This is a genomic window from Streptomyces barkulensis (assembly GCF_002843305.1).
Classification (GTDB): Bacteria; Actinomycetota; Actinomycetes; order Streptomycetales; family Streptomycetaceae; genus Streptomyces; species Streptomyces barkulensis.
In genome coordinates, this window is sequence record NZ_PGSG01000114.1 from 1 (window position 1) to 12,867 (window position 12,867).

Annotated in this window: 14 protein-coding genes; 5 read left to right on the plus strand and 9 right to left on the minus strand. The window is 69.2% G+C overall.

Going from position 1 to position 12,867, the window contains the following annotated elements; genetic code table 11:
- Nucleotides 1–144 precede the first annotated feature (144 nt).
- Entirely contained in the window at nt 145–891 is a 747-nt protein-coding gene (locus CUT83_RS26110) for a transposase family protein (protein WP_101254054.1), read from the plus strand.
- Between the two features lie 303 nt (nt 892–1,194).
- Here the strand turns inward: CUT83_RS26110 and CUT83_RS26115 are convergent, their stop codons facing one another.
- The gene (locus tag CUT83_RS26115; protein WP_101258298.1) at nt 1,195–1,377 is read right to left on the minus strand and encodes a hypothetical protein; all 183 of its coding nucleotides are present in this window, start codon (nt 1,375–1,377) and stop codon (nt 1,195–1,197) included.
- A gap of 400 nt (nt 1,378–1,777) precedes the next feature.
- The gene (locus CUT83_RS26120; protein ID WP_158239058.1) at nt 1,778–2,584 is read right to left on the minus strand and encodes a PASTA domain-containing protein; all 807 of its coding nucleotides are present in this window, start codon (nt 2,582–2,584) and stop codon (nt 1,778–1,780) included.
- A gap of 455 nt (nt 2,585–3,039) precedes the next feature.
- Between CUT83_RS26120 and CUT83_RS26125 the strand changes: the two genes are divergently transcribed.
- A complete protein-coding gene (locus tag CUT83_RS26125) occupies nt 3,040–3,501 on the plus strand; it encodes an ATP-binding protein (protein WP_101258300.1) in 462 nt (153 codons plus the stop codon).
- A 27-nt stretch (nt 3,502–3,528) separates the two neighbouring features.
- Here the strand turns inward: CUT83_RS26125 and CUT83_RS26130 are convergent, their stop codons facing one another.
- The gene (locus CUT83_RS26130) at nt 3,529–3,903 is read right to left on the minus strand and encodes a helix-turn-helix domain-containing protein (RefSeq protein ID WP_101258301.1); all 375 of its coding nucleotides are present in this window, start codon (nt 3,901–3,903) and stop codon (nt 3,529–3,531) included.
- Nucleotides 3,904–4,263: 360 nt separating this feature from the next.
- Here CUT83_RS26130 and CUT83_RS26135 point away from each other — a divergent pair, with 360 nt between their 5' ends.
- The 3 genes from CUT83_RS26135 (at nt 4,264) to CUT83_RS26145 (ending at nt 6,513) form a co-directional block, all read left to right on the plus strand.
- Complete coding sequence (locus CUT83_RS26135; protein WP_101258302.1) at nt 4,264–5,220, plus strand: helix-turn-helix domain-containing protein; 957 nt, start codon at nt 4,264–4,266, stop codon at nt 5,218–5,220.
- 276 nt (nt 5,221–5,496) lie between these two features.
- Nucleotides 5,497–5,955 carry a helix-turn-helix domain-containing protein gene (locus CUT83_RS26140; RefSeq protein WP_093851472.1) on the plus strand — a complete coding sequence of 153 codons (459 nt, stop codon included), beginning with the start codon at nt 5,497–5,499 and terminating at the stop codon, nt 5,953–5,955.
- A 3-nt stretch (nt 5,956–5,958) separates the two neighbouring features.
- Entirely contained in the window at nt 5,959–6,513 is a 555-nt protein-coding gene (locus CUT83_RS26145; protein ID WP_101258303.1) for a PIN domain-containing protein, read from the plus strand.
- Between the two features lie 324 nt (nt 6,514–6,837).
- On the opposite strand, the gene CUT83_RS26155 is transcribed toward CUT83_RS26145, so the two are convergent.
- The 6 genes from CUT83_RS26155 to rpsL form a co-directional block, all read right to left on the minus strand.
- Nucleotides 6,838–7,293, minus strand: coding sequence for a DUF3592 domain-containing protein (locus tag CUT83_RS26155; RefSeq protein ID WP_158239059.1), 456 nt, complete (start codon nt 7,291–7,293; stop codon nt 6,838–6,840).
- 218 nt (nt 7,294–7,511) lie between these two features.
- Entirely contained in the window at nt 7,512–7,982 is a 471-nt protein-coding gene (locus CUT83_RS26160) for a hypothetical protein (RefSeq protein WP_101258306.1), read from the minus strand.
- Nucleotides 7,983–8,209: 227 nt separating this feature from the next.
- Nucleotides 8,210–9,403: an elongation factor Tu gene (tuf, locus tag CUT83_RS26165; RefSeq protein WP_101258307.1), complete on the minus strand. Its 1,194-nt coding sequence runs from the start codon at nt 9,401–9,403 to the stop codon at nt 8,210–8,212.
- A gap of 227 nt (nt 9,404–9,630) precedes the next feature.
- Nucleotides 9,631–11,751, minus strand: coding sequence for an elongation factor G (gene fusA, locus CUT83_RS26170; protein WP_101258308.1), 2,121 nt, complete (start codon nt 11,749–11,751; stop codon nt 9,631–9,633).
- Nucleotides 11,752–11,790: 39 nt separating this feature from the next.
- Nucleotides 11,791–12,261 carry a 30S ribosomal protein S7 gene (gene rpsG / locus CUT83_RS26175; protein ID WP_093660564.1) on the minus strand — a complete coding sequence of 157 codons (471 nt, stop codon included), beginning with the start codon at nt 12,259–12,261 and terminating at the stop codon, nt 11,791–11,793.
- 2 nt (nt 12,262–12,263) lie between these two features.
- A complete protein-coding gene (gene rpsL / locus CUT83_RS26180; RefSeq protein WP_003948652.1) occupies nt 12,264–12,635 on the minus strand; it encodes a 30S ribosomal protein S12 in 372 nt (123 codons plus the stop codon).
- Nucleotides 12,636–12,867: the final 232 nt, after the last annotated feature.

The following is a 12,867-nucleotide window of genomic DNA, read 5'->3' on the forward strand; positions in this document are numbered from 1 at the left end:
TGAACGCTTCTCATCCTGTGGTTCGTGGGTGATGGCGGCTGGTGGTCGGGGGGCCGTAACGCGGCAGGGCTCCTGGTCGTTGCGGCTGGTGATCTCACTCGCCAACGTCTCGACACAGGAGCCCTGTTGGTCCCGTATCGTGCCATGCTCGACGTCCCCCACGAAGTCGTGGAGCACGTTTCCTGGCTCATCTACGCCCGAAGGCGTGAGCTGAACTCCCGCTGGCGGAAGCTGGGCTGCTTCCGCCAGGCCCTGCTGGTCCTGGTGCACCTGCGCAAGAACGAGACCCTGGCCCAGGCCGCAGCGGGGTTCGGCATCTCCACCGCCACCGCCGGCCGGTACGTGAGCGAAACGGTCGACCTCCTCGCCGAGCGCGCCCCGAGCCTGCACGAGGCCCTGCGCGAGCTGCCGCCGGAGGGGTTCGTCATCCTCGACGGCACTTTGATCACTACCAACCGCATCGCGGCGGACGAGCCGTACTACTCGCAGAAGCACCGCCGCCACGGGATGAACGTGCAGGTCATCGCCCGCCCGGACGGCACCCCGCTCTGGTTCTCCCGCGCGACACCGGGCCGCACGCACGACCTGACCGCAGCCCGCGCCCACGGTGTGATCCAAGCCTGCCTGTCCCGTCAGCTCCTCGTCCTGGCCGACCGCGCCTACCAGGGCGCCGGCGCGACCGTCCGCACCCCCTACTACGGTCATCGCGACCTGCCCGAGCACTACCAGCAGTACAACCGCGACCACGCCCGGCTGCGCGCCCCGGGCGAACGCGCCTTCGCCCGCCTCAAGCAATGGCGGATCCTCCGCAAGGCCCGGTGCAGCACCAACCGCATCGGTCGCACGGTCGCCGCCGTTCACGCCATCGAGATCGCCTGGCGCTCAGGATGAGAAGCGTTCACTAACGCACTCATTCGGCAGAAAATCCCTCGAACAGGAAATTCCACTTCATACAGTCGTTCCGTCGGAGACGACGGGAGGGCGAAGCCCCCGTTCAGAGGGTCACCGAGATGAGCCCATAAGCCGCCAGTACTTGATCTCGGAGTCGGGTGATCACCGGCCGTCCAGTGGATGCCGGTTCCCGAAGCCTGACGAGCACCCGGAGATGGTGGTCGACTTCGTCCGCCGCACGGTGGAGCTGTCGGAGGGGACCGTGCCGTTGTGGGTGGCGGGTCGGCCCGCTCCGCCACCGGGTCAGTCCGGCTCGATACCGAGTGGTCCAGCGGGATCGGCGTTCCGGATGCGTTCCTCGGTCCAGTACTCCCGGGCCCGCTCCCTCTCCTCCTCGGGCACCCGGTGCTCGACGATGCGGCCGCTGGGATCACGGTGTGCGGTGTAGGCCGTCGCAGCGCCCGCGACGGCTGCCTCGATGCCCACTGTCAGCAGAATCGCAACGCAAGCCTTCCGCAGGCTTCCATGCCTGCCGTTCCGACGTTCTCCCACGCCTGCCACTTTCGACATCCTCCGCTGGAAACCTTCCCGTGACCGTAACCGCACACTGTCCGCCGAACGGGCTCGTGCACGGTAGGCGGTGAGACGTCGCGTTCTCGGTCGGCGATACGGCGCATCCGCGTCGAGCACGGCACCGGCGCCGTCGCCCGACACGTCACCGAACGCGCCCCCGCCGCCCGCTGGAAGCACCGACGCCTCCGAGATCAACTGTTGCCGGCTTCCGGGTTCACTTCGACGAGGCCCCTGCCCGTCGCGCCGGTGGACTCGTCCACCAGCGCTTCGGACAGGGGCCTCGTCGGTCGGCGTCCCCTACCGGGTCACGCCCTTACGAGTAGTTCCAGCGCTGCCCGTCGGCGCGCTGCTTGCAGTAGATGATCCGGCCGGCGGAGTTGTGCGTCTGCATACCGAGGTGCTTGTTGGCGCAGAACTGGCCTGCCTGGTAGCAGTTGCCCGCCGGGGAGGTCAGTTCGCACTGGCCGTTCCACTGGGCGGTACCGCCGGAGCCGCCCGAACCACCCGAGCCGCCCGAGGAGCCGGAACCGCCGCCGGTGGAACCACTGGCGGCCGGAGGCGGCGGCGGGGTGTAGTCGGGGTCGTTCTTGCGGTCCTTGTAGGTGCCCTTGCCGGACGGGCAGGAGCCGCCCTCGACCAGGGTCAGCTTCGCCTCGGTGTCCGGCTTGGCGTCCTTGCCCGCCGAGGGCGACTGGAAGCAGACCTTGTGGCCTTCCGGGTCCTCCTCCACGTCGGAGGCGGAGATGGAGACGTCCTTGTACGCCGACTCGACGTCGATGTCGTCCTCGTCGACCCCCACCTTGGCCAGCGCCTTGACGGCCTTGGCATAGACCTTGCCGGTGACGTCGGGAATCCGGGGCCAGGCGAGCGGGCCGCCGTCCTTCTTCGGGCAGAGAGCGCCCTCACGGACGGCCCCGTAGTCGACGGTGCCGTAGCCGATCTCCTCGAAACACACCTTCCATTTCCCGGAAGGCTCGGCGTCGCCCTTGTTGGCGTTGTGGACGGAGACCTCGTAACCGGCCTCCTCTGCGGCCTCCCTGGCCGCTTCGAGGGCCTCGCCCTTCTGGGAGGAGATCCTCTCCGGCTCCGCCGTCACGGTGGCCGTCGCCGTCGCCGTCACGGTGACGGTCTCCTTCGGTTCCGCCCCGGCGCCGGCCTCCGAGCAGGCCCCGAGCAGAAAAGCGCCGAAGACCCCGAAGGCGATGAACCTCCCGCGGATCGCGGCACGGCCCCCCGCCCGCTTTCCCCGCCCCGGAAGACTCCGGATCATCCGCCGACCATGTGCTTGCCGTCCGCGCGATATGTTCCGCGCAGCGTGAAACAACGTCATCCCGCCCCCCCTGGCAGTGCCGTTCGTGCCGCGAATGCTAGCCGCGCGGGGCCGCCGGGGCGGGCGATACGCAAAACCGGTTCTCCGCCCGTGACGGGCGTCTGGGTCGAATGCCGCGCACAGCGGGGCGGGACGGCTCACCCCTCACGCACCGGCCGCACAAGCCCGCACAAGAGCCGAACAGGATCCCCCTGAGCAGGAGCCAGGTATGGCCGGGGCGGGTACGGGCGGACACGCTGGGTGACGTGACTCCAGAGACCACCCGCACCGAGAGCCCCGCCCCGGCCCCCGCCCCCGCCCGGGAGCTCGCCGTGCTCCTGTCCTCGACCCGCCGGGGAGCCCGGCTGGCCCGGCTCCTGACCGTCGCGCACCTGGCCGACCAGGGGCTGCCCACCGAGACGGCCGCGCAGATCACCGCCGAGCTGGCGGGCAACGCCGTCCTGCACGGGCGCGTACTCGGCCGGGACTTCCGGCTGGTCCTGCGCGTCACCGGGAACGGCGGTGACGGCGGTGGCGTCACGCTGCGCATCGAGGTGTCCGACGCGCGCGGTGACCGTCTCCCGGCCGTGCCCGGCCCGTCGGCGTCCGAGGAGGCGGAGGGCGGGCGCGGGCTGCTGCTCGTCGAGGCGCTGGCCGACCGCTGGGGCGTGGAGAGCTGGCCGCCGCCGCGCAAGACGGTCTGGGCCGAACTCGACCTCCGCCCCTGATCCCGGCGGCGCCCGCGAAACTGCCGCTCAGGCGGCGGAGGAGCGGCCGGGCGGGGCGTTCCCGCCGGACGGGCCGTCGCCGTCGCGGCGCGGGGCGAAGACGAACGCCGACTCGTCACCGTTCAACTCGACAGTCAGCGAGGCGTTCAGCGCCTTGGCCAGGCGGGTCAGCAAAGGCAGGGTCGGCACCGAGTCGCCCCCCTCGATGGTGGAGATCTGCGGCTGAGTCATTCCAGCACGCCTGGCCAACTCGGTCTGAGAGAAACCGAGTTCGGTACGCCGATCATAGACCGCCTGGCCGAGCGCGAACGCGTGCCCGGCCTCGGTGTAGGCCGAGGACTCCTCGACCGCCTCGCCCAGGAGTCTCCTGGTCCGGCGGGTCTTCCACCGCGCGTGGTTCACAGTCCGTCCTCCTCGGTCCGGTCACAGGTGTGCCCGGCTGGGCCCGTCCACCGGCTCGCGGGAAAGCACGTTCCGGTGGGTGGAGACCCGGCGGGGCACGGCGTCAGAAGCATCAAAGGACCGGAGAGAGAACCCCACCCAACCCAACCGGACCCCGTCACTCGTACGGGTGAGTCGTGGGGCCGGACCGGCGTGGCGGCAGACTCCCCGGCATAGGCTCGCCGCGACAGGCACCAGCGAGCCCTGCGGGACACCGCAGAGCACCACGCATCACCGCCGCCACCGCAGACATGCGACGGCCCTCGTCCGGGACGGCCATCCCGGACGAGGGCCTGACCACCGAGGAAGTAGGGCTTCCCGATGGCTGAACCGCAGCCTAGCGCGCCCCCGCGCACGCCGTCCGCCGTTCCGCGCGGCGGCGTCGTCCACGTCACCGCCCGGCACACCGAGCGCTTCACGGTCGTCGGCAACCACCTCGCCCAGCACCACGAGCTGTCGCTGACAGCGATCGGGCTGGCCGTCCACATCCAGTCGCTGCCCGACGGCGCGCGGGTGGACATCCGCACCCTCGCCGCCCGCTTCGCCGAGGGCGAGACGCGGATCGCGGCCGCCCTGCGGGAGCTGGAGGCGCACGGCTATCTGTCGCGCAAGCGGGAGCGGCTGCCGAGCGGGCGGGTGGTCACCCGCACGGTTTCCTACGACAACCCGGCGGCGGTACGGGCGGGGCAGGCCGAGCGGGTGCGGCCGTCCCGGCCGCGGTTCCAGCCGCCGCGACCGCCCGTACACCCGCCGGAGCCCCGGCCGGCCCCGGCCCCCGCCGCCGAGCCGACGCCCGTACCCGCCCCCGCACCCGCACCCGCGCCCGTGGTGGCGCCGCCTCCCCCGCCCCCACCGTCGCTGCCACAGCCGCGCACCACCGGCAACCCGGTGCGCGAGCGGGCCGCCACAGCGATCCTGGCCGAGCTGCGGCGCGACGATCCCCGCCTGCTGCTCTCCGAGCGGGACGTGACGCGCCTGGCCCCCGCCGTGGTGGCCTGGCTGGAACGCGGGACGGACCCCGACGCCGTACGCCGCACCCTGGCCGCCGACCTGCCCGCCGAGCCGCTGCGCCACCCGGCCGCCCTGCTCGCCCACCGCCTCACCGCGCTGCTGCCGCCGCACCTCCCGGCCGCGCCGCCGCCCGCGCCCCGGCCACCGCGCCCGGACCCGCTCCAGAACTGCGACGGCTGCGACCGTGCCTTCCGCTCCCCCGCCCCGGGCCTGTGCCGCGACTGCCGCGAGGCCGGGGCCGCCGCCCCACCGCCCCTGGCCGCATGACCGCCTCGGCCGGCAGCCCGGCACGTCTCACACGCACTCCGAGGAGGACGACCGCGTGCAGCGCGGGTCACGGGCGCCGCACCGGCACCAGAGGAGGCCCATGGGATCAAGGTCCGCACGAAGAAGCGATTCCCGGGTCGTCTTCGCTGGCGGCCATGGGTGTACAGGACACGATCAGGCCATTCGTTTGTTGCGCCTGTTTCGAATGCTGCGAATAATGGAAGGATGTCGAAGAAGGCCCCTGCCGGCATACACCCGCACCCGAGGGAGCCCCACATGAGCAAGACGGACATCCACCCCGTCCGCCTCCCCCCGGAGGAGACGGAAACAGCCAACCGAGCCCTGTCCCGGGTACGCAGCTACCTGGAGAGGCACCGTGACGTTCCGAGGATCGGCGTCACGGTCGAGGGGGAAGGAGCCGAGCCACTCACACTGCCGCGAGAAGCGGTCGAGCTACTGGCCACCACACTCGCCCACCTGGCAGCCGGCCGCAGCGTCTCCATCGTTCCGCAGAACGCGGAACTCACCACCCAACAGGCAGCCGACCTACTCAACGTCTCACGCCCGTTCCTCATCGGGCTCCTACAAGCCGGAGAGATCGAATACCGCAAGGTCGGCAAACACCGGAGGATTCCGGCCTCCTCCCTGATGGACTACAAGCGACAGGACGACGAACGCCGCCGTCAAGCCGCCGATGAGCTCACCCAACTGGGCCAAGAGATGGGACTGATCTGAAGCATGGCCTTCGTTGCCCTGTACGACGCCAACGTGCTGTACCCGAGCACCCTGCGTGATCTGCTCGTCTCCATAGCACAGGACGGCCTCGTGCAGGCCAAGTGGACCGATCGCATCCTCGATGAGACGTTCCGCAGCCTGAAGGCCAAACGGCCCGACCTCGATCCCGTCCGGCTCGGCCGGACCAGGGAGGCCATGATGAGGGCCGTGCGTGACTGCATGGTCAAGGGTTACGAGCCCCTCATCGAGGCCCTTGAGCTCCCCGACCCGGATGACCGCCACGTCCTCGCGGCGGCCATCCGGGCCAAAGCCCAGGTCATCGTCACGTTCAACCTCAAGGACTTCCCTTCCGACGTCCTGTCGGCGTGGGACGTGGAAGCCAAGCACCCGGACGCTTTCATCGAGGACCAGATCGACCTGGACCCTGCCGCCATGTACGCGGCGGTGCGCCGGATCGCGGACAGGTGGAGGAATCCGCCGGGGACCGTGGAGGACGTGCTCGGATCGCTGGAGCGAGACGGCATGGTCGCCGCCGCCGCGGCTCTGCGGGCGCTCTGACCGGACTTGGGAACCCCCTGCCCGGCCATCCCGGCGAAGGGCCCGGTCACCTCGTGTGCCGGAAAGCCCGTCCGCTGTCGGCGGCCGTCACTGGGGTGTGGCGGTGTGAGCCAGCACAGCGACACCACAGGACATCCTTGCCGTCCTGGTCGTCATCGGCCTTCTCGCCGTCGACGGTGATGATGCGGGGCACGGGTTCGAACATGTCGTCGCCGACCCCGTCCGCGCCGCCGCTCCCGCCACTGGCCGTGTGAGCCGGCGGTCCTCCCGCCGTCGTGTGCGGCACGGGTCGGCTTTCGGGTTTCCGCCGGCGGGCCGGAAGTGTCATTCCGCGACCGGACTGCTCCGCGCCGCCCGCCGGTGGGCGCCGAGATTGTCCCGGACCCACACGAATACCAGCAGCAGCATGGTGATCACCATCATGAGCCCGACGAGGATCACCACGCCGTACGCGATCCCGTCGTTCGCCGTGGAGTGGACGGTCGCCGTCCCCCCGGGGCGCTCCGGAAGGTAGCGCACACGGACCGTGTCGCCGACGGCCTTGTCACCGGTGGCCCAGAACTGGTGGGACGTACCGTCGGCCGTGGTGAAACGTACCTTGATCCTCTCGGTGGTGCCGCCCTGCGGAGACGATCTCACCTTGTCCTTCGCCAGGACGGTCCCGTCGACCGACCGACCGCGCTCGACGACTGCGGAGACGTCGCGCAGCTCGTCGATCCCCTTGAGGACGGCCCAGCACCCGATGACGGCACAGAGCACCACCACGGCTGCTCCGGCCACCGTCTTCCCCGTGATATGCGCCCTCGTACCAGCCCGGCGCGACCGCCCCCGCGCGCTCACCGGCTCCCGCCCGTCCAACGGATCACAGCCCCTCCCGGACCTCGCACCAGGCCGCCTCCTCCTGTGCTCCTCCGAGGCGTTATCCCCGTCGCACGGCCCCCTCACCCGGGAGACCCGGTACTCGTTCGCGGCTTACGGCGCCGCCTTGGGCAGGGGCCTCACTTCACCGTGTGCTTGCAGCCCAGGACGTCCTTGCCGTCCTGGTTGTCGTCGACCTTCTCGCCGTCGACGGTGATGGTGCAGGGCGCCGGCTTGAGCATGCCGTCCTCGCCCGGGACAGATCCGGGCACGACCGACACCAGGACGCCGACCTCCTGCTCGGCCTTGGTCAGGGAGAGCTCGACCGTCTTCTTCCACGGGAGTGTGACCTGTTCGGCCTTGTTCCCGTCCGCGACATAGGCGATCTGCGTCTTTCCGGTGCCCCCGACCTCAAGGGTCACCTCGCGCACCACCTCGCCGCCCTTGTCCGCGCCGCCACCCGCGTCTCCACCCGAGCCCCCGCCCGGCTCCTGGCTGCCGGAGGCCGACGGGGCGGGCTTCCCCTCGGCTCCCCCGTCGTCCCCGCCGCCGCATCCCGTCAGCAGCACACCGGACACGATCAGGGCCAGTCCCGCGGTCGCCTTGCGCATACCCATACCCACTCCCCCTCGCGGATCGGAAACCGCCCGGGGCGTCTCCCGGACCGCGCCGACGATCCTAGTCAGCCGGACCCGGCCAACGGCCTCGGGGGCAGTCCCGTTCACCGGCCAGGACAGCTGCGCGGACCGGCGGGCAACGGAAAGGGCCCGTACGACCGACGTCGTACGGGCCCTTTCGCCGACCGAGAGGTCAGCGGTGCCTCAAGAGGCGGACCGGGTCACTTGACGATCTTGGTGACCTGGCCGGCGCCCACGGTCCGGCCACCCTCGCGGATGGCGAACTTCAGGCCCTCCTCCATGGCGACCGGCTGGATGAGCTCGACCTTCATCTCGGTGTTGTCGCCCGGCATGACCATCTCGGTGCCCTCGGGGAGGGTCACCACGCCGGTCACGTCCGTGGTACGGAAGTAGAACTGCGGGCGGTAGTTGTTGAAGAACGGGGTGTGGCGGCCACCCTCGTCCTTCGACAGGATGTAGGCCTGGGCCTCGAACTCGGTGTGCGGGGTGACCGAACCCGGCTTGATGATGACCTGGCCGCGCTCGACGTCCTCGCGCTTGATGCCGCGGAGCAGCAGACCGACGTTCTCACCGGCCTGGCCCTCGTCGAGCAGCTTGCGGAACATCTCGATGCCGGTGACCGTGGTGGAGGTCTTCTCCGGCTTGATGCCGATGATGTCGACGTTCTCGTTGACCTTCAGGACACCGCGCTCGATACGGCCGGTGACGACCGTACCGCGACCGGTGATCGTGAAGACGTCCTCGATCGGCATCAGGAACGGCTTCTCGACGTCACGCTCGGGCTCGGGGATGGACTCGTCCACGGCCTTCATCAGCTCGAGGACGGAGTCGGCCCACTTCTGGTCGCCCTCGAGCGCCTTCAGCGCCGAGACGCGGATGACCGGAACCTCGTCACCCGGGAACTCGTACTCGGAGAGCAGCTCACGGACCTCGAGCTCGACGAGCTCCATGATCTCCTCGTCGTCCACCATGTCGGCCTTGTTCAGGGCGACGACGATGTACGGGACGCCGACCTGGCGGGCCAGGAGCACGTGCTCCTTGGTCTGCGGCATCGGGCCGTCGGTGGCGGCGACCACGAGGATGGCGCCGTCCATCTGGGCAGCACCGGTGATCATGTTCTTGATGTAGTCCGCGTGACCCGGGCAGTCGACGTGGGCGTAGTGACGGGACTCCGTCTGGTACTCGACGTGCGCGATGGAGATGGTGATACCGCGCTGGCGCTCCTCGGGCGCCTTGTCGATGTTCTCGAACGCCGAGGCCTCGTTCACGTCCGGGTAGGCGTCGTGCAGCACCTTGGTGATCGCCGCGGTAAGAGTGGTCTTACCGTGGTCGATGTGACCGATGGTGCCGATGTTGACGTGCGGCTTAGTCCGCTCGAACTTCGCCTTCGCCACTGGGGTCCTCCTGTGGACTGGTGCTGTACTCCCCCGCGCTCTGCGGAGGGGTTCAGGTGGTCGTGCCGAACCGGTCAGGACCCCTGAGGGACGACCTTGACCGTTTCGTATCTGGGTGGGCGGGCTGCCGGGGCCCCGTCACCGCGCGGTGTGCGCCCGGTGACGGGAGACCCCGAAGGCCTTGTTGTGCTCCAGCCTAATGGGTGGATAGCGCCACGAAACGTGTGCTACTCGCCCTTGGCCTTCGCGATGATCTCCTCGGCGACGTTCCGCGGAACCTCGGCGTAGGAGTCGAACTGCATCGAGTAGCTCGCGCGACCGGAGGTCTTGCTGCGCAGGTCACCGACGTAACCGAACATCTCCGACAGCGGAACCAGGCCCTTGACGAGCTTGGCGCCGGCGCGGTCCTCCATGGCCTGGATCTGGCCACGGCGGGAGTTGATGTCACCGATCACATCGCCCATGTAGTCCTCGGGCGTGGTGACCTCGACGGCCATCATCGGCTCCAGCAGGGCCGGGCTGGCCTTGCGGGCGGCCTCCTTGAAGACCATGGAGCCGGCGATCTTGAACGCCATCTCGGAGGAGTCGACGTCGTGGTAGGCGCCGTCCAGCAGCGTCACCCGCACGCCGGTGAGCGGGTAGCCCGCCAGCACGCCGAACTCCATGGCCTCCTGGCAGCCGGCGTCCACCGAGGGGATGTACTCCTTGGGGATGCGGCCACCGGTGACCTTGTTGACGAACTCGTAGCCGTCGCCCTCGAGGGGCTCGACCGCGATCTGCACCTTCGCGAACTGGCCGGAACCACCAGTCTGCTTCTTGTGCGTGTAGTCGACCTTCTCGACGGCCTTGCGCAGGGTCTCGCGGTAGGCCACCTGCGGCTTACCGACGTTGGCCTCGACCTTGAACTCGCGCTTCATCCGGTCGACCAGCACCTCAAGGTGCAGCTCGCCCATGCCCGCGATGATGGTCTGCCCGGTCTCCTCGTTCGTCTTGACCTGGAAGGACGGGTCCTCCTCGGCCAGACGCTGGATGGCGACACCCAGCTTCTCCTGGTCGCCCTTGGACTTCGGCTCGATGGCGACCTCGATCACCGGGGCCGGGAAGTCCATGGACTCCAGGATCACCGGAGCGGACGCGTCGCAGAGGGTCTCACCGGTGGTGGTCTGCTTCAGACCCATGACGGCGACGATGTCGCCGGCACCCACGCTCTGGATCTCCTCACGCTTGTTCGCGTGCATCCGGTAGATCTTGCCGATGCGCTCCTTCTTGCCCTTCACCGAGTTCAGCACCTGGGTGCCGGACTCCAGGCGGCCCGAGTAGACCCGGATGAAGGTCAGCTTGCCGAGGTGCGGGTCGCTCGCGATCTTGAAGGCGAGCGCGGCCAGCGGCTCCTCGTCGGAAGGCTTGCGCTTGATGACCTCGTCGGCGTCGGAGGGGGCCTGCCCCTCGATCGCCTCGATGTCGACCGGCGACGGCAGGTAGCGCACGACCGCGTCGAGCAGGGGCTGAACGCCCTTGTTCTTGAACGCGGTACCGGTGAACACCGGGGTGACGGTGGTGCCCTCGCCCTTGCCGGACTCGATGGTGATACGGCGGATCGCCGAGTACAGCTGCTCCTCGGAGGGCTCCTCGCCCTCCAGGTACAGCTCCATCAGCTCCTCGTCGTTCTCGGCGACGGCCTCGAGCAGCTTGCCGCGCCACTCCTGGGCCTGCTCCGCCATGTCGGCCGGGATGTCGACGGTGTCGTACATCTCGCCCTTGGCGGCCTCGGCCGACCAGACCAGGGCCTTCATGCGGACCAGGTCCACGACGCCCTGGAAGTCGGACTCGGCGCCGATCGGGAGCTGCATGACCAGCGGCTGTGCGCCCAGACGGCTCACGATCATGTCGACGCAGCGGAAGAAGTCCGCGCCGGTGCGGTCGAGCTTGTTGACGAAGCAGATGCGAGGAACGCCGTAGCGGTCCGCCTGGCGCCACACCGTCTCGGACTGGGGCTCGACACCGGCCACCCCGTCGAACACCGTCACCGCACCGTCGAGCACGCGCAGCGAACGCTCCACCTCGACGGTGAAGTCGACGTGGCCCGGGGTGTCGATGATGTTGATGGTGTGGTCGACGTTCTCGAGCGGCCAGTGGCAGGTCGTCGCGGCCGACGTGATGGTGATGCCGCGCTCCTGCTCCTGCTCCATCCAGTCCATGGTGGCAGCGCCGTCGTGGACCTCACCGATCTTGTAGCTCACACCGGTGTAGAACAGGATCCGCTCGGTGGTGGTCGTCTTGCCCGCGTCGATGTGGGCCATGATCCCGATGTTTCGGACCTTGGCCAGGTCAAGTGAAGTGGTAGCCATAAGGCTCAGTCTTCTCTCGGTTCTCGATGGGGGAAGCGACTACCAGCGGTAGTGCGCGAAGGCCTTGTTGGACTCGGCCATCTTGTGGGTGTCCTCGCGCTTCTTCACAGCGGCGCCGAGCCCGTTGGAGGCGTCGAGCAGCTCGTTCATCAGACGCTCGGTCATCGTCTTCTCGCGGCGCGCGCGGGCGTAGCCCACGATCCAACGCAGCGCGAGAGTGGAGGAACGGCCGGGGCGGACCTCGACCGGAACCTGGTAGGTGGCGCCACCGACGCGGCGGGAGCGGACCTCGAGGGTCGGCTTCACGTTCTCGAGCGCGCGCTTGAGCGTGATGACCGGGTCGTTGCCGGTCTTCTCACGCAGGCCCTCCATGGCGCCGTACACGATGCGCTCGGCGGTGGAGCGCTTGCCGTGCAGCAGCACCTTGTTGATGAGGGAGGTCACCAGAGGAGAGCCGTAGACCGGGTCGATGATGACCGGTCGCTTCGGGGCGGGGCCCTTACGAGGCATGCTTACTTCTCCTTCTTGGCGCCGTAGCGGCTGCGAGCCTGCTTGCGGTTCTTGACGCCCTGGGTGTCGAGGGAGCCGCGGATGATCTTGTAGCGAACACCCGGCAGGTCCTTCACACGGCCACCGCGCACGAGCACGATGGAGTGCTCCTGCAGGTTGTGACCCTCACCCGGAATGTAAGCGGTGACCTCGATGCCGCTGGTCAGACGCACACGCGCGACCTTACGCAGGGCCGAGTTCGGCTTCTTGGGGGTGGTGGTGAAAACGCGCGTGCAGACGCCGCGGCGCTGGGGCGAACCCTCGAGTGCCGGCGTCTTGTTCTTCTCGACCTTGTCCTGTCGGCCCTTGCGGACCAACTGCTGGATCGTAGGCACCGTTTCTCCGGTTTCTGTGTGCCAGTCTCGGTACAACTAACCCGGGCCACTCGCCGACCCACGCGGTCGGGTGTGTCGAAGGCTGCACACTCCCGCGATGCGGGGCCCACTGGGTGAGAAGCATGCAGATTTCGGTGTCCCCGCCTCACATCCCGCGGCGTATTGGCGCACACGAGAGCGCAGGGGATACCCCAGGCACAAGGTCAGAGCGTACCTACCGCATCGGCTCCGG

What these genes read in the sequence shown, in the direction of transcription:
- CUT83_RS26110 (WP_101254054.1), top strand. Translation starts at nt 145, where the DNA reads ATGCTCGACGTCCCCCACGAAGTCGTGGAGCACGTTTCCTGGCTCATC.
- CUT83_RS26135 (WP_101258302.1), top strand. Translation starts at nt 4,264, where the DNA reads ATGGCTGAACCGCAGCCTAGCGCGCCCCCGCGCACGCCGTCCGCCGTT.
- CUT83_RS26140 (WP_093851472.1), top strand. Translation starts at nt 5,497, where the DNA reads ATGAGCAAGACGGACATCCACCCCGTCCGCCTCCCCCCGGAGGAGACG.
- CUT83_RS26145 (WP_101258303.1), top strand. Translation starts at nt 5,959, where the DNA reads ATGGCCTTCGTTGCCCTGTACGACGCCAACGTGCTGTACCCGAGCACC.
- CUT83_RS26160 (WP_101258306.1), bottom strand. Translation starts at nt 7,982, where the DNA reads ATGCGCAAGGCGACCGCGGGACTGGCCCTGATCGTGTCCGGTGTGCTG.
- fusA (WP_101258308.1), bottom strand. Translation starts at nt 11,751, where the DNA reads ATGGCTACCACTTCACTTGACCTGGCCAAGGTCCGAAACATCGGGATC.
- rpsG (WP_093660564.1), bottom strand. Translation starts at nt 12,261, where the DNA reads ATGCCTCGTAAGGGCCCCGCCCCGAAGCGACCGGTCATCATCGACCCG.